The sequence below is a fragment of the Pseudomonas sp. GW821-FHT01C01 genome (genome assembly GCF_059422645.1).
Window position 1 is genome coordinate 25,472 of the sequence record NZ_JBWKXF010000029.1, and the last position, 16,078, is coordinate 41,549.

Sequence of the window (16,078 nt, forward strand, 5' to 3'; positions counted from 1 at the left end):
GGGCAAGGTTACAGACGGGGTTCGACTCGCATCCGCTGAGGACTGCTCGGCACGGGAGGCCGACCGTAACGATCATCGCCGGCACCGCCGAACGGTTGATCATCCTCAGGCTCGTCGGCGCGGACGGCAGCCTTGGCGACGGCCTCACGCTCCTTGCGGGCGTTGGAGGCGCGTTCGATGGGGAAACGGATCGCCACCAGCACCAGATAGAGGCCGAATGCGATCATGCCGTACATGAGCAGATCGGAAATCGCCCGCCAGGCGTTGTTGCCGACCTTGAACAGCAGGTCGAGCGCGGTGATGGCGACGGCCGGTGCGACTTTATCCTTGACCGGGTCGATGATGGTCGGGCTGAACAGCAGCACCGCCATCGCCAGCCGCAGTGGCTCACGTAGCCAGCGCCACATCCAGCGGGTCAAGCGCATCCACACCAACAGGCAGCCCAAAGCGGCAAAGGCGTAGAGGCCCCAAGCGATCAGATAGTCGTTCTCGGTCATGGTGTCCATGGCAAGGCAGGCAAAGAGGCGCTTATGATAACGGCTTTTCGCCCGTCAGGCTGCATCAATGCCTGACTGTTGAGCGTTATCCATGTGGGAGCGGGCTTGCTCGCGAATGCGGCTTATCATTCAACAATGATATTGACTGACCCAACGCCTTCGCGAGCAAGCCCGCTCCCACAGGTTGCCAAACCCCTATTCCGTACACTGCTCGAGAACCCTTCATGCCCCTATCCGCCAACACTTGCGACGCTCCAATTGCCCACAAGGCTGAAGGTTCCGACCCGTATGCCTGGCTGCAAGAGCGCGACACCGATGCAGTGCTCGACTACCTCAAGGCTGAAAACAGGTATCAGGAAGCGCAAACCGCCGACCAGGCCGGATTGCGCGAAACCCTGTTCGAGGAGATCAAGGGGCGGATACTCGAGACCGATTTGTCCCTGCCCTCGCCATGGGGACCGTATCTGTATTACACCCGCACCACGGCGGGTGACGAATACGCCCGGCACTACCGCTGCCCGCGCCCGGCCGATGACAGCCTGACCCTCGACGAAAGTCGCGAACAACTGCTGCTGGACCCGAACGAACTGGCCAACGGCGGTTTCTTTTCGCTCGGGGCGTTCAGCATCAGCCCGGATCACCAGCGCCTGGCCTACAGCATCGACTCCAGTGGCGACGAGATTTACACGCTGTTCGTGAAGGAACTGTCCGACGGCCGTGTCAGTGAGCTGGAATTCCAGGACTGTGACGGCAGCATGACCTGGGCAAACGACAGCCTGACGTTGTTCTTTGGCGAACTGGACGACACCCATCGCCCGCACAAACTGTACCGCTATCGCCTGGACGGCACCGCGGCCGAAGAAGTGTTCCATGAGCCGGACGGCCGCTTTTTCATGCATTGCTACCGCTCAAGCTCCGAACAGCAACTGCTGCTGTCCGTGGGCAGCAAGACCACCAGCGAAGTCTGGGTCCTCGATGCCTCCCAGCCCCAGCAGGCGTTCACCCGCCTGGCGCCACGGGTTGAAGATCATGAGTACGACGTCGACCACGGCGCACTCGACGGTGTATGGACCTGGTTCATTCGCAGCAACCGTGACGGCATCAATTTCGCCTTGTACACCGCCGTCGATACCGGCACCGCGCCGACCGAAGCCGACTGGCAGAACCTGATCCCCCACAGCGACACGGTGATGATCGACGGCATCAGCCTGAACACCGGGGCCATGACCCTCAGCCTGCGGGTCGGCGGCTTGCCGGTCATTGAAGTTCACCCCCAAGGCCTGGCGCCCTATCGCGTACAACTGCCGGATGCAGCCTATAGCCTGCACGTGCAAAACAGCCTTGAGTTCGACAGCGCAAGGATCCGCCTGCGTTACGAGGCATTGAACCGTCCTGCGCAAATCCGTCAGCTTGAACTGGCGACCGGCGAGCAGAAAGTGCTCAAGCAAACCCCGGTACTCGGTCCGTTCGACGCCGATGCCTACGTCAGCCAGCGCCTGTGGGCGACCGCACCGGACGGTACGCAAGTGCCGATCAGCTTGGTGATCAAACGCGATGACCTCGGCAAACCCGTGCCGCTGTACCTCTACGGCTATGGCGCCTATGGCGAAAGCCTCGACCCGTGGTTTTCCCATGCACGCCTGAGCTTGCTGGATCGCGGCATGGCGTTTGCCATTGCCCATGTGCGTGGCGGCGGCGAACTGGGGGAAGCCTGGTATCGCGCCGGCAAGCAGGAGCACAAACACAACACCTTCAGCGACTTCATCGCCTGCGCCGAACACTTGATGGCCCAGGGATTTACCAGCGCTTCGCAACTGGCGATCAGCGGCGGCAGCGCCGGTGGTTTGCTGATCGGTGCGGTGCTCAATCAACGGCCGGAGCTGTTTGGTGCCGCCATCGCCGAAGTGCCGTTCGTCGACGCACTCAACACCATGCTCGACCCTGACCTGCCGTTGACCGTGACGGAATACGACGAGTGGGGTAACCCTGAAGAGCCGGACGTCTATGATCGGATCAAGGCCTACGCCCCGTACGAAAACGTCACCGCGCAAGCGTATCCGGCGACCCTGGTGATCGCCGGCTACAACGACAGTCGCGTGCAGTATTGGGAAGCGGCCAAGTGGGTGGCGAAATTACGCGCGACCAAGACCGACAGCAATCCCCTGCTGCTCAAGACTGAACTGGGCGCCGGGCATGGCGGGATGAGTGGTCGGTATCAGGGATTGCGTGACGTAGCACTCGAATATGCATTTTTGTTCAAGGTTTTGGGTATTGCCTGAGGAACTTGGCGCGGTGTGCCGGTCTTAATTGCGCACACCGACGGCCGATACAACACAAACCCCATGTGGGAGCGGGCTTGCTCGCGAAGGGGCCGTAACATTCAGCAGAGATGTTGACTGACACACCACCTTCGCGAGCAAGCCCGCTCCCACAGGGGATGTGCAGTGAATTCAAGTCAGCAACAATCACAAAAAAGACCGTGACGACATGTCCGAATCAACCTTCCTGAACAACGAAATTCGCGACTGGCTGATGGATTGCGGCCTGTTCAATCAACTGCTGCCGGCGGACTTCGCCGCGGCTTCGGGCTACTTCAGTATCAGCACCATTGCCCAGGGCGAGGAGATCTTCCAGGAGGGCGATGCTGGCAGTTTCATGTGCATCATCCATACCGGCCAGGTGGCGGTGCAGAAAACCACCGCTGACGGACAACGAGTCACCATCGCCACCTTGCGCAGCGGCCGCTCGTTCGGTGAAATGGCCGTGCTCGACGGCGAGCGGCGCTCGGCCAGTTGCGTGGCCGCGAGCAACTGCCAGTTGCTCAACCTGGGCAAGGATTCGCTGGAAAAGATGCTCAACGACGCACCGAAAATCGCCGCCAAGATCATCCGCGCCCTCGCCGTTTCCCTCTCCAAACGCCTGCGCATGGCCGACGGCCAACTGCTTTCGCAGCAGGTCTAGCCGCCCGGTGATTTGACTTTCGGCGGGTTCGGTTCGATTCCCGGCACGGGCTGATCCTTGGTTGGCGGGCTGGGCATTTCAATCGGCACCAACGGCGGACCGCTACTGCCGGGGCCGACTCTAGGCAAAGGTGCCGGGCTGATTTGCGGGTACGGCGTGGGCGTCGCGGTGCCGGGCGAACCGGGCATCGGCGCGGGGCTGACAGGAATCGATTGCAGCTGTTGAGCCTGCCCTGCAGTTATCGAGAGCGCGGCCAGGGCAATGACCGTTAGAATGGTGCGCTTCATCAATGGCTCCGTTGGCCTTGTCGTCATAAACAGGCTACTCCCAACTGCGTCTGTTTGCCCTCCCGTGTTCTGCCAATTTTCTTCAAGTGAGCCCCATGAAACGTTTCGTTCTGCTGGACACCACCCCCATACCTGAAAACGGCGGTGCCCTGTGCCTGTTCGAATACGGTGAGGATTTCGTCATCAAGATCCAGGGCGGCGATGGCGGACAATTGATGAACACGCGCATGCATGGCTCCGAAGATGCTCTGGCCGAAATTCCGTGTCGCAAAGTCGCCGGTCGGCCGAATTCGCGGGTGCTCATCGGCGGCCTGGGCATGGGTTTCACCCTCGCTTCGGCGCTCAAGCACCTGGGCAAGACTGCCGAAGTGGTGGTCGCCGAACTGGTCCCCGGTGTCGTTGAGTGGAACCGTGGACCGCTGGGCGAGAAGGCTGGCAATCCGCTGCTCGACCCGCGGACCGTGATTCGCATGGAAGACGTGGCCAAAGTCCTGCAAGCCGAACCCCAGGGTTTCGATGCCATCATGCTCGACGTCGACAACGGCCCCGAAGGCCTGACCCAGAAAGCCAACAGCTGGCTGTACTCCGCCGCCGGACTGAACGCCTGCGCCAGGGCCATGCGCCCCAAAGGCGTACTGGCGGTCTGGTCGGCCAGCGCTGACCGGCAGTTTTCCGACAAACTGAAAAAGGCCGGCTTCAAGGCCGAGGAAGTGCAGGTCTTCGCCCATGGCAACAAGGGCACCCGCCACACCATCTGGATTGCCGAGAAGCTCAAGGGCTAGGCTAAACTTCACCCTATAACCGTCATTAGTCTTTCTACAAAGGTGAACCCATGAGTTCGTCCACCCCAACCAACACTTCGAAGCTGGATCGCATCCTCGCCGACAACCAGCGCGACAAGGAAATGGGCTACCGCGACAAGGCCCTGAAAATGTATCCGCACGTCTGTGGCCGCTGCGCCCGTGAGTTCTCCGGCAAGCGCCTGAGCGAACTGACCGTGCACCACCGCGACCACAACCACGACAACAACCCGCAGGACGGCTCGAACTGGGAGCTGTTGTGCCTGTACTGCCACGATAACGAACACTCGCGTTATACCGACCAGCAGTATTTCGACGAAGGTTCGCTGAGCACGCCAAAAATCGCCAAGGCCACGCACAACCCGTTTGCGGCGTTGGCGGGGTTGATGAAGAAAGAAGACTGATATCTTCAGCGCCTGAACCGGCCCCTTCGCGAGCAAGCCCGCTCCCACAGTTGTTCTGCCATGACCACAAATTAGTGTTCAACAGTGATCCCTGTGGGAGCGGGCTTGCTCGCGAAGGCGGCCTCAGGTACACCGCCAATCTGTGAACTGACCACTGCCACCCAATCCCCGTATAATCGCGCTTTTTTCCCGAAAGGCACCCCGCTCGTGGCAGACAAACGGTACAGCTGCATTGGTTTGTATAACCCCAAATCACCGGAGAACGTCGGTTCGGTGATGCGCGCCGCTGGCTGTTATGGCGTGGCGTCGGTGTTCTACACCGGCAAGCGCTATGAGCGCGCCGCCGACTTCGTCACCGATACCAAGCGCGTGCACTACGACATCCCGCTGATCGGCATCGACGACCTGAAAAAGATCCTGCCCCTCAATTGTGTGCCTGTCGCCGTGGAACTGGTCGAAGGCGCCCGCCCGTTGCCGGAATACACCCACCCGGATCGCGCGCTCTACATCTTCGGCCCGGAAGACGGATCGCTGGATAAAGAGATTCGCGACTGGTGCGAAGACGTGGTCTACATTCCGACCACCGGGTGCATGAACCTGGCTGCCACCGTCAACGTCGTGCTCTACGACCGTATGGCCAAGGGTCTCAATACCCGCTCGGGGCCAAAATTCCGCTGAATCGCCGCACCTCCGATTGAACAAGCTGCCCGTCCAGGCAGTCAGCTTAACTATCGATCACTGAAGCCTGGAGTCAGACCATGAGCGAACTCAAACGCGTCGAGCGTATCGAATCCACCCCGTTCCAGAGCCCTTCCGAGCAGAACGTGCAGGGCTGGGAACGCATCGGCTCCCTGGCCGGCGGCGTGGTGATGGTGGGCAAGGGCCTGCGTCGTGGCGGGATCTTTGGCCTGATCCAGGTGGCCATCGGCGGCGTGGCCATGGCGCGTGGCATTACCGGCCACAGCTCGGCGAAAAGCCTGCTGGAGAAAAGCCGTCAGGACATGAACAACGTGCGGGCGAAAATCCAGCGGGCGGCTGAAGAACTGAACCAGTTGAAGGCCAATGCCGAGGCGGCGACCAAAACTACCACCGTGACCGGCAATGATTCGTTGAAGTCGCCAAAAGCCGGGGTTTGATCCAAAGGTTTCGGTGAGGCTACTGGCCTCTTCGCGAGCAAGCCCGCTCCCACATTGGTTTTGTGTATGGCACAGATCAAATGTGGGAGCGGGCTTGCTCGCGAATGGCGCTGTTACTGAAGCAACTCGGTACTCAGTACCTTTGAAGAACCACCGATCACGCTCTCACTGAGCTGAACAAACGCCTGGGTATCGATATCCCCCAGCCGCATCGCCCCGTGCAACACGTCATCCAGCGAACGCTTGTTATGGGTTTTCAGGCGAATCTCTTGGTCCAGCTCCTGCAGCAACACCACCGCCCTGGTCACTTGCGCCGGGCCGATCTGCTCACCGCGTAGCGTGGTGACTTTCTGGCTGCTCCTGACCAGTTTGCCGTGCAGGTTTTCGTAGCGCTCATCGCTCATGCCGCCGGCCCGGCGCACCAGTTCGATGGCGTAATACTCGGCAAAGCCTTCGCCAATCCAGTCACTGCGCTGCGTGCCGTTGATCCGCCCGAACACCTGGGCCAATTCACGAACCAAGGCACTGGTACCGCTTTCGCTGACCAACGGCAGGTGACTGTTGAGGTAGATCGACTCGTGCGCCGACTGACTGCCGCGCCACATCGGATCATTGGCCCCGACGATCAGCAGCTTGCCAGGGTGTCGCGGATACAGCGCCTGCACTTGCGGCCAGACGAAAGTCAGCAGCGTCAGCACATCCATACGGCGCATACCCTGCCCCAGCGGCGAGGCGACGGTAACTTCAGTCTCGCCCAGACGGGTACGGCGGCTGCCAAGCTGGCCGGCGAGCATCCAGCCCGTGGGCCGGTCGAACAGTCTGGAAGGGTTATCGATACGGAATTTGTTCTGGCCAATCCGTGGCCAGGCGGTTTCAACGCTTTTCCAGCCACCGGGCAGCTCGAATACAAGACGAGAAACCAGTTCGATGCCGTCCTGTTGATCGAGTCTGGCGGCGGGCACCAGATTGTCGCCGCGTATCAACGCCCAGTTTGGCGTCATGCGCGTGTCGAAGCTGCCGTTCTTGCGTCCATGACTGATATTCACGCGATAGGTCAGGCTGGCCTTGTCAGCAGACGGACGCCAGACACCACGCGCCGTTTTGCCGGAGGTCAGCTGCCATTGGCCGTCGGCCTTGAAATCGCTGTAGTGGCTGCCATCACCGAGGTCGAAATCCAGGCTGCGTACCGCCGAGCCCTGGGCGAGCGTCAGGCGGACTTCGGCCTGATCACTCTGCGGCAACAGGCGCACGTGATAATCCAGATCGACCTTGTTCGCGGCCCACACGGGCGAATTCATAGCCAGTAATCCAACGACCCACGCCTGCCGCCATCCCACAGCCATACACACTCCTGATGTGGCGAGCGAGCTTGCTCGCACTGGGCCGCATAGCGGCCCCAAATCCTTGTTATCACTACCGACGTTGTGAGTGCTACGCACTGGTGCGCCAGCCCGGTCAAGCGGGACGGTGCGGTGTTCCGACAAGCTCCCTCACCACAAAAAAGCGATGAGCCTTAACCCGCGCGGAAAATCAGATGATCTTCCCAATCGTCTTCCGGCACGCTGCCTTCGGCCAGCATGCGCCCGGACTGTGAGATCCGCTCGTGATGCACGGCATCGCGATCACCGCACACCAGGTGATGCCACAACGGCAAGTCCTTGCCTTCGCTGACCAGGCGATAGCCGCAGGTCGGCGGCAGCCATTTGAATTCGTCGGCCTTGCCCGGCGTAAGCTGGATGCAGTCCGGAACAGAATCACGACGGTTAGGATAGTCCGTGCACTGGCAGGTTTTCAGGTCCAGCAATTTGCAGGCAATGCGCGTGTAATAGACGCTGTTGTCGTCTTCGTCCTCAAGCTTTTGCAGGCAGCACAATCCACAGCCGTCGCACAGCGACTCCCATTCCTCCTGATCGAGTTGATCGAGGGTTTTGCGTATCCAGAACGGTTCTACTTTGGCGGCCATGGTTCGAGCATCGACATCAGGTGGTGAAAAGGCCGCCAGTCTAGTACCCGAAGCCCCGTGGGCCAAGCATTGGCGACTGTCGGTAGAACGGGCTTGTCAGTTTTTGCGCTGCCAAGTAGCTTTGCCAATCGCAAGGAGCCCTACCCGCGTGCCATTAACGCTCAACCGCGTTGCATTACGGTGAACTGCCACGGCTCTCGAAAAACCTCACGGCCCAGCTCAACTGCGCCCGCAGGTTTCGGACGACCCTCACTTTCAAACCTAGCAAGGAATCTCTTGATGAGTGCCAACCCACGCGTTGCCGATTACGCCATTCACCCTCAGTTCACCGACCGCTGGTCGCCCCGCGCCTTCACTGGCGAAACGATTCCAGAGGAAACCCTGCTGAGCTTCTTCGAAGCCGCACGCTGGGCACCCTCGGCTTACAACTCGCAGCCTTGGCGTTTTCTTTACGCACGTCGCGATACGCCGAACTGGGAGCGTTACCTGGGGCTGTTGAACGAATTCAACCGCAGCTGGGCGCAACACGCTTCGGCCCTGGTGATCGTGATTTCGAAAACCACCTTCGCCGTACCCGGCGCCACCGAAGAAACCCCGGCCCTGTGGCACACTTTCGACACCGGTTCCGCCTGGGGCCACCTGGCCTTGCAAGCGAGCCTGAGCGGCTGGCACACCCACGGCATGGCCGGCTTCGACCAGGAACTGACCCGCAAGGAGCTGAACATTCCTGAAGGCTACGCCCTGCACGCCGCCGTCGCAGTAGGTAAGCTGGGGGACAAGGCTAGCCTGGCGGATTACCTGCAAGCCCGTGAAGAACCAAGCCCGCGTCGTCCGTTGAGCGAGTTGGCGGCTGAAGGCGACTTCACCCTCTAAGCCACTGCACAGACCAATGTGGGAGCGGGCTTGCTCGCGAATGCGGTGTATCAGTCACTAAATTGTCGACTGACACTGCGTATTCGCGAGCAAGCCCGCTCCCACACTTTCTGATTGCGGTGAATCAATACCCGCGATCGAAATCCACTTCCCCGCGCAACGCCTCTCCCGCCTGATACGCCCGCAGGTTCTCGACAAACAGCTTCACCATCATCGACGGCGAAGTCGGTGCCGAGCTGTGGCCGGTCAGCAGCAGACCCCAGGCCGTCCAGAATGGATGACGCTGGGGCAATGGCTCCTGACGGCACACGTCGATCACCGCGCCCGCCAGATGCCCTTCTTTCAAGGCGTCCACCAGATCCGCATCGACCACCGCGACACCGCGCCCGGCGTTGATGAACAATCCGGTCGGCTTGAATTGCTTGAACAGCGCCGCGTCGTAGATATCGTGGGTTTCCGGTGTGTTCGGCAGCAGATTGACCACGTAATCGACTTCACCGACCAGCCGCGGCAGATCCGCCAGTGAACCGACTTCGATAAACGGTGCCTGCTCCCGCGCGCTGCTGGCAACGCCATACAGCTCGACGCCGAACGGCACGAGGAACTGCGCGACACTTTGACCGATGTCACCCGTGCCGACGATCAACACCTTACGCCCGGCCAGGCTCTGGCCCTGGCGGCTGTCCCATTTGCGCTCGACCTGGCTGACCAGCCGTGCCAGCACTTCACGTTCGTGACCGAGCATATACGTGAGCACGTACTCGGCCATGACCTGTCCGAAGATGCCGACGGCACGCGTCAGCCGATAGTGCCGCGGCAAACCGTCGGCCAGCAGCGGCGTAATGCCGGCCCAGGTCGATTGCAGCCATTGTGGTTGATGGCCCTGGCGCAACAGAGTCGCCAGCAAATCAGGCTGGCCCAGCCACACCGGACAATCGGCGGCCTGACTGGCCAGTTCGGCGGAATCACCGCTGGTCAGCACCTCCAGATCCGGCGCCGCCTCGCGCAATAGTTGGGCGTACACGGGGTGGTCGTGTTCAGCAATCAGGACGCGCATGCTTCAAACCTTTCAAAAACGGTGCAGACGGCCGCGACAGAGCGGTGCTCCGTCGATGCTGCCGTCGCTAAAATCAATCAGTGTTTCACAACCACTCTGAACAGAGCCTGTCTGCCGCTCAAACCGGATCGTTGCGACGCAACAATTCTTCCGGCAAGTGCTCGATGTACTCGTCTTCGGCAGGTGGCATTTGCAGGTGATAACCCTGTTTTTCGAGGTTTTCCAGCACGACCGTGATGTCCTCGCGCGACAGTTTTCGCTCAGGACTCAGCACCAGGTCGAACGCGTGGATGGCCTTGCCAAAGGCTGCCATCAGGGCATCCGGCACACGCTCCAGAGCATCGCTCTTGAGCACGTACAGGTACATTTCGTTTTTCTTCGAGCTGCGGTAGATGGAGCAAATACGTTTCAAGGCTGTTCTCCGGCGGTGGCCAGGCTGTCGAGCAGCGCCTGGCCCATCAATTCGCGGCGCCAGCCACGCAGCGAATCAGGCAATTGGTAGGGACCATTGGGGAAGCCGCTCTTGAGCAGCGCTTCCAGGTTTTTCTTGCGCAGCATCAGTTCCGGCGCGATGTTCAGGCGCTCGGCCTCGGCCTGGCCGATGGCTTTCAGCTGTTTGAGCAATGCGGCGGCATCCACCGGCAGCGGCTCCGGAACGGCTGGCGGCCATTGATCAGGCGACACACTGCCAGAGCGCTTGATCAGATCAAGCAGAAACTCGCCGTCCTGACGCACGGTACGCGGGTGCATGTCTTCGATTTTCGCCAGAGCGCCGAGGTTATCCGGTTGCGTACGCGCCAGCGGCCACAACGAGTGCTCGCGGATGATCCGGTTGCGCGGCAGGTCACGGGCCCGGGCTTCCTTTTCGCGCCAGGCGCAGAGCTCACGCAAAACGGCGAGTTGGGCGCGGGACAGCTTCCAGGCCAGCTTGGCTTCGCGATAGACCTCGTACGGGTCAATCTCGCGGCGCAGGTTGGCCACCAGTTCGGCGCCGTCTTCCAGGACCCAGGCGTTTTTCTCGTCAGACAGCTTTGGACGCAGTTTTACGAAGACTTCAGCCAAGTGCACGGCATCTTCGGCGGCATAGCTGACCTGAGTTTCGGAAAGCGGACGTTGCAGCCAGTCGGAACGGGTTTCACCCTTGGGCAGGTCAATGCCGAGCACTTCCTGCACCAGCCGTGAATAGCCCATGGAAAAACCGAGGTTCAGGTAAGCGGCAGCCAGTTGCGTATCGAACAGCGGAGCCGGCAGGCTGCCGGTCAGGCGTAGCAGGACTTCGAGGTCTTCGCTGCACGCGTGGACAACTTTGACCACGGCGGTGTTTTCCAGCAGCGCGGCGAATGGTTGCCAGTTGTCGATGGTCAGCGGGTCAATCAGGTAGGCGCGTTCGCCATCGCCGACCTGCAGCAGGCCCGCGATCGGATAGAAGGTGTCGACCCGCATGAATTCGGTGTCGAGGGCAACGAACGGCAATTGCTGCCACTCGGCACAAAACCGTCCGAGGCTATCGTTGTCGCGAATCCAGTGAATATCGATGGCCACACGGCTCTCCCTTGAAGAATGGCGCGCAGTATATATCGCCCCCGGCGATTTCCGCGCATCCACTGAACAAGAGCGTTAGCGAAAATTACTGCGTGACATAAAGAATAGTCCGACAAAGTCGGGCTAGCTGGTCTTACCCAGCACGTAGACCCGCATCCGCGCACAACCGGGCAAAAAGTCCTGATGGCTGAGCAAACGGAAACCCGCCTGCCTGAACTCGCTTTCCACCTCGGCCTTGCTCGGTAACGGCTGGGCCGGAACACCCTCCACACCCGGACGCGCGCCCCTGAAACGACCGTCGAGGCGCACCGCGACAATCACCGTATCGCGACTGACCCGGTAAAACTCGCCAAGCATCGCCAGACGATGTTCTGAGAGGGTGAGGTGCTGAAACAGTTGCATGCAAAAAATGCAGTCAACCGCGTTCTCCGACAAGCCAATCGTGAACGCGGAGCTTTGAAAGGTCTTTATCCGCTTCAACAAACTCTGCGGGTGATGTGTGCGGGCATGATCGAGGATGTCTTGAGACGGATCCGTCGCGAGGATCACCCGATTCGCATGCTCGGCCAACACCGACCAGAAACGCCCCACACCGCAGGCCACATCAAGGATCAGACCGGGCTCGCCGGCGACGTTGAGCGCATTACGCACCAGACGCTCTTCACGCCAGAGCGTCAGACGCCCGGCCAGGCCCGGCGCTTGCGGCTGTTGGCAGACGCGCGCGTGCTCCTGGTCGTAGCGCCGGGCAATCTCAAGCTCGATGGCGGATGGGGGCTGAGCGGACATGTGCATTGGCTCTTGATGAAAGTTCTACAGGCCGCAGGTCGGCGGCCGCCGCGTGAAACAAAATCGGGGCACTCAATCTTTGGCCAACACGCGGTCGACCACTGGACCACGACATCCGGCAAACATGTCCAGATCCTGGTTGTAGACCTTGCTGTTGACCTCCAGCAGCCCAAGCATCGAATGAAACAGGTTGTCCTGGCTCAAGGGCTTTTCACGACTCTGTTGCAGGCAATGCGTATCTACCGCAAACGATTTTTTATAGCTGTCGGAGAACCAGGCAAACATGGCTACATGCTTTTGCTGCTCCGGGGCCAGCATGTAAGGCGTGCCGTGGAGGAACAAGTTGTATTCACCCAGGGACTCGCCGTGGTCCGACAGATACAGCATCGCGGTATCCACTTTGTCCTGTTTACTGCGCAACAGATCGATCAGGGTCGACAGCACATGGTCGGTATACACCAGGGTGTTGTCGTAGCCGTTGACGATACTTTCACGACTGCAATTGTTCAGGGCGTTACTCTCGCAAACCGGGGTGAAGCGTTCGAATTCTTTCGGATAACGCTTGAAGTACTCCGGCCCGTGGCTGCCCATCTGGTGCAATACCAATACCGTGTCCTTGTCCAGGGTATCGATGAAATGTTGCAGTCCTTGCAGCAGGATTTCGTCGCGGCATTCACTGTTGGCACACAGCGCCGGATCCTTCAGATTGCTGACGTCCTGAATAGTGACGCGATCGCAGGTACCTTTGCAGCCTGACTGGTTGTCACGCCAGATCACGTCGATACCCGCACGCTTGAGCACATCCAGCAGGCCTTCTTCGTTCTTGGCCTTGCTGGCGTTGTAGTCCTTGCGCCCCATATTGGAGAACATGCAAGGCACCGATACGGCGGTTTCAGTACCGCAGGAATGCACATCGGTGAAGGCGATCAGGCCGTCTTCCTTACTCAGTTTCGGAGTGGTGTCACGGCTGTAGCCAAGGATGCCGAAGTTCTCTGCCCGGGCACTTTCACCGACGACAAGTACCGTCAGGGATTTGCGGCTGTGAGTTTGCCAGGCCGGATTGCGCTGGGCATCTTCACCGATTTTGACAAAGGGTTGCTGTGCCGTTGCTACTTTCTCGCGCAAGAAACCAACCGAGGCACCGATGTAGTTGCTTGGCACCACCATCAGGCGCAACTCGTGGTGATTGCGAAACAGCGAGGACAGGCCTTGATAGTTAACCAGTGCAACACCACCAATGACCGCTGCCGAGGCAAAAGTCACCAGAACTTTACTGAGTAGTTCACGGTGCCAACGACGATAATCAATCGGTGTCTTCCACAACAGCCAAGACGGTAAAACGCCGAGCAGCACAATATAAACAAACAACTTGAGCGACAGTAAGTCGCGCACTTCCGTAGCATTGGTTTCAGCGAAGTTACGCAACATGCCGGTGTCGATCAGAACACCATACTGGCTCATGAAATACGCCACGCCGGCACTGATCAGGAACAGCAGGGTCAGGACCGGCTTCAGCACCGGCCGGAATGCCAGCAGGGTCAGCACAATATTGAAGGCCGCGAAGATCATTGCCCCGAAGGCCACGCGCATGACGATGCCTTTGCCATCGGACGTGGTGATTTCGAACAGGTGCTGCCAGAGTACAAAATTGAAGCCAACTAACAAAAATGCGCTGGCAATCAGTGTCACCCATTCGGGGCGCACGGCTTTAATCTTAAGCATGAGATTCGGCGAGTCCTGAAAATAAGCGCCTTCGGCAAATGTGAAAATTTCATTTACCGAGGCAGCTCTAATTTTAGATAGCCAAGCATCAATTTTTTGTGAAAAAGAAGCCAACAATTAGTTGGCTTATAAAACCTGCCTGAAACGTTCAGACTATTTGAGAATGGTTCAGCCCTGATTCAGACTCGACTCAAGCCTGGTGCAAATACCAGCGCCAGTCCTGCTCACCGACTTCCCCCATGAATTGGCGATATTCGGCGCGTTTCACCGCCAGGTAGACGCCGAGGAATTCGCCGCCGAAGGCTTCTTTAGCCCAACTTGAACCTTCCAGCGATCGCAAGGTGGTCAGCCAGTCCGTCGGCAACAGTTTCGCGGCCTGGGCGTAACCATTGCCTTCCACCGGCGCACCAGGGTCGAGTTGCTCGCGGATACCGCGATGAATACCGGCCAGAATCGCCGCAGCCGCCAGATAAGGATTGGCATCTGCGCCACAAATTCGATGCTCGATGTGCCGGGAATACGCCGGCCCGCCGGGTACGCGCAAGCTCACGGTGCGATTGTCCACGCCCCAGGTGGCCGCCAGGGGCGCATAACTGTTGGCCTGGAATCGACGGTAGGAGTTGGCGTTGGGGCAGAACAGCAACAGCGAATCGAGCAAGGTACTAAGCATGCCTGCGACGGCCTGCTTGAGCAGTGGCGTTCCATCCGGGGCTTCGCTGGCGAAGAGGTTGTTGCCGTCCTTGTCCGCCAGACTCACATGCATGTGCATCCCGGTGCCGGCAAGGTCATCGAAAGGCTTGGCCATAAAGCAGGCTGTCATGCCGTGCTTGTGCGCCACACCCTTGACCAGACGCTTGTAACGCACCGCTTCATCCATCGCCTGTAGCGCATCGGTGCGGTGTTCGAGGGTGATTTCCACTTGCCCCGGTGCGTATTCGGAAATTGCCGTGCGCGCCGGAATCCCCTGGAGCTTGCAGGCGCTGTAGAGATCGGCCAGGAACGGCTCGATCTGTTCAAGTTCGCGCAACCCATAGACCTGTGTTCCGCGCGGACGCCCGCCATCGACATCCCGTGCCGGTTGAGGCCGGCCGTTGCTGTCGCGTTGCTGATCCAGCAGGTAGAACTCCAATTCCGCCGCCATGACCGGGTAATAACCGTCAGCCTGCAGACCTTCGATCACTTTCGCCAGCAAATGCCGGGGATCGGCAATGGTGGCGGGCATTCCTTCCGTCGGATGCATGCTGACTTGCACGGCCGCGGTCGGTATCAGACGCCAGGGCATGCGGGTGAGACTGCCGCTGATCGGGTAGGCGCGGCAGTCGATATCACCGACATCCCAGACCAGACCGGAGTTTTCCACGTCATCGCCGTTGATGGTCAGACCGAGGATGGTGCTTGGCAACGGCCGCCCGCTTTCATAAACCGCCAGCAACTCGTCACGATGCAGCAGCTTGCCCCGGGGCACACCGTTGTTGTCGAGGATGAACAGCTCGAACATTTCAATGTCCGGGTTCTGCTCCAGAAAGGTCAGGGCTTCTTGCTTGGTGGCAAACGAGGTCGTGGCACAACTCATGGGAACTCTCTTTTTCCGTGTCAGGCGGGTACGCAAAAGCACCCGCACTTAAATCCCGGCATCAACCGGAATATGTAGGAACAATCAGCGGAAAAAGCAGGAATCCGGCGGGCGCGCATGGCGGCAATGCCACAGCGCCCAGAAGGCCAGTTCAGAAGGTAGTGCAGAGAGGTTTGGCGCGGTGGCAGGCGTGAATCGACGACCAAGGCTCGACGCACGGGCGTCGGTGGATGCCTTGAAGTGGATTGCGACTGGCCAACCGTCCATAGAGAGAACCGCAGAAAACAGATGACCCGCAGCGTCACACGACGGGTTGAGTCGTTAAATCGGGATTTGAAGAACTTTGGATGTCGCCTGGCTAAACATTTGGCTGTTCAATGGTGCCCCCTGTGGGAGCGACTTGTATTTAATTTCTCAATACCACGCCGGACTTTCTGATTTGCCGCCTCCAGGCCTCATGCGTCTAATCGGAACCCT

At 59.6% G+C, this 16,078-nt stretch carries 17 protein-coding genes; 7 read left to right on the top strand and 10 right to left on the bottom strand.

The window, feature by feature from the left end; all coding sequences use genetic code 11:
• Positions 1-8 precede the first annotated feature (8 nt).
• Positions 9-506: an MFS transporter gene (locus AC07XF_RS17985; RefSeq protein WP_495027497.1), complete on the bottom strand. Its 498-nt coding sequence runs from the start codon at positions 504-506 to the stop codon at positions 9-11.
• A gap of 215 nt (positions 507-721) precedes the next feature.
• Between AC07XF_RS17985 and AC07XF_RS17990 the strand changes: the two genes are divergently transcribed.
• On the top strand, positions 722-2,776 hold the full coding sequence (locus tag AC07XF_RS17990) for a S9 family peptidase (protein WP_495027498.1): 2,055 nt from the start codon (positions 722-724) through the stop codon (positions 2,774-2,776).
• A 208-nt stretch (positions 2,777-2,984) separates the two neighbouring features.
• Entirely contained in the window at positions 2,985-3,458 is a 474-nt protein-coding gene (locus AC07XF_RS17995) for a cyclic nucleotide-binding domain-containing protein (RefSeq protein ID WP_008015977.1), read from the top strand.
• On the opposite strand, the gene AC07XF_RS18000 is transcribed toward AC07XF_RS17995, so the two are convergent.
• On the bottom strand, positions 3,455-3,745 hold the full coding sequence (locus tag AC07XF_RS18000) for a hypothetical protein (protein ID WP_495027499.1): 291 nt from the start codon (positions 3,743-3,745) through the stop codon (positions 3,455-3,457). The genes AC07XF_RS17995 and AC07XF_RS18000 overlap by 4 nt on opposite strands.
• 95 nt (positions 3,746-3,840) lie before the next feature.
• Here AC07XF_RS18000 and AC07XF_RS18005 point away from each other — a divergent pair, with 95 nt between their 5' ends.
• From AC07XF_RS18005 to AC07XF_RS18020, 4 genes are all read left to right on the top strand, one after another.
• Positions 3,841-4,527: a spermidine synthase gene (locus AC07XF_RS18005; RefSeq protein ID WP_007972413.1), complete on the top strand. Its 687-nt coding sequence runs from the start codon at positions 3,841-3,843 to the stop codon at positions 4,525-4,527.
• Positions 4,528-4,577: 50 nt separating this feature from the next.
• Positions 4,578-4,949, top strand: a complete 372-nt coding sequence (locus AC07XF_RS18010) for a YajD family HNH nuclease (RefSeq protein ID WP_007898702.1) — start codon at positions 4,578-4,580, stop codon at positions 4,947-4,949.
• A gap of 207 nt (positions 4,950-5,156) precedes the next feature.
• Positions 5,157-5,627, top strand: a complete 471-nt coding sequence (locus AC07XF_RS18015; protein ID WP_007911337.1) for an RNA methyltransferase — start codon at positions 5,157-5,159, stop codon at positions 5,625-5,627.
• An 80-nt stretch (positions 5,628-5,707) separates the two neighbouring features.
• Positions 5,708-6,085, top strand: a complete 378-nt coding sequence (locus AC07XF_RS18020; protein ID WP_495027500.1) for a YgaP family membrane protein — start codon at positions 5,708-5,710, stop codon at positions 6,083-6,085.
• A gap of 113 nt (positions 6,086-6,198) precedes the next feature.
• Here the strand turns inward: AC07XF_RS18020 and AC07XF_RS18025 are convergent, their stop codons facing one another.
• Together AC07XF_RS18025 and AC07XF_RS18030 are read right to left on the bottom strand one after the other, a co-directional pair.
• Positions 6,199-7,428 carry a hypothetical protein gene (locus tag AC07XF_RS18025; protein WP_495027501.1) on the bottom strand — a complete coding sequence of 410 codons (1,230 nt, stop codon included), beginning with the start codon at positions 7,426-7,428 and terminating at the stop codon, positions 6,199-6,201.
• A gap of 170 nt (positions 7,429-7,598) precedes the next feature.
• Entirely contained in the window at positions 7,599-8,048 is a 450-nt protein-coding gene (locus tag AC07XF_RS18030) for a YcgN family cysteine cluster protein (RefSeq protein WP_008015986.1), read from the bottom strand.
• A 279-nt stretch (positions 8,049-8,327) separates the two neighbouring features.
• Here AC07XF_RS18030 and AC07XF_RS18035 point away from each other — a divergent pair, with 279 nt between their 5' ends.
• Positions 8,328-8,921, top strand: coding sequence for a nitroreductase family protein (locus AC07XF_RS18035; RefSeq protein ID WP_007984791.1), 594 nt, complete (start codon positions 8,328-8,330; stop codon positions 8,919-8,921).
• Positions 8,922-9,045: 124 nt separating this feature from the next.
• Here the strand turns inward: AC07XF_RS18035 and AC07XF_RS18040 are convergent, their stop codons facing one another.
• The 6 genes from AC07XF_RS18040 to AC07XF_RS18065 all read right to left on the bottom strand — a co-directional run bounded on the left by AC07XF_RS18040 (position 9,046) and on the right by AC07XF_RS18065 (position 15,601).
• Entirely contained in the window at positions 9,046-9,978 is a 933-nt protein-coding gene (locus tag AC07XF_RS18040; RefSeq protein WP_007984789.1) for a D-2-hydroxyacid dehydrogenase, read from the bottom strand.
• A 118-nt stretch (positions 9,979-10,096) separates the two neighbouring features.
• On the bottom strand, positions 10,097-10,390 hold the full coding sequence (locus tag AC07XF_RS18045; RefSeq protein WP_007984787.1) for a YcgL domain-containing protein: 294 nt from the start codon (positions 10,388-10,390) through the stop codon (positions 10,097-10,099).
• On the bottom strand, positions 10,387-11,520 hold the full coding sequence (rnd, locus tag AC07XF_RS18050) for a ribonuclease D (RefSeq protein WP_495027502.1): 1,134 nt from the start codon (positions 11,518-11,520) through the stop codon (positions 10,387-10,389). Before rnd ends, AC07XF_RS18045 begins: the two co-directional genes overlap by 4 nt.
• Before the next feature lie 123 nt (positions 11,521-11,643).
• Positions 11,644-12,306: a class I SAM-dependent methyltransferase gene (locus AC07XF_RS18055; protein WP_495027503.1), complete on the bottom strand. Its 663-nt coding sequence runs from the start codon at positions 12,304-12,306 to the stop codon at positions 11,644-11,646.
• Between the two features lie 72 nt (positions 12,307-12,378).
• On the bottom strand, positions 12,379-14,028 hold the full coding sequence (locus AC07XF_RS18060; RefSeq protein WP_495027504.1) for a phosphoethanolamine transferase: 1,650 nt from the start codon (positions 14,026-14,028) through the stop codon (positions 12,379-12,381).
• A 190-nt stretch (positions 14,029-14,218) separates the two neighbouring features.
• Positions 14,219-15,601 (bottom strand): glutamine synthetase family protein, encoded by a 1,383-nt coding sequence (locus tag AC07XF_RS18065; protein ID WP_495027505.1) that lies wholly within the window; start codon positions 15,599-15,601, stop codon positions 14,219-14,221.
• Positions 15,602-16,078 lie beyond the last annotated feature (477 nt).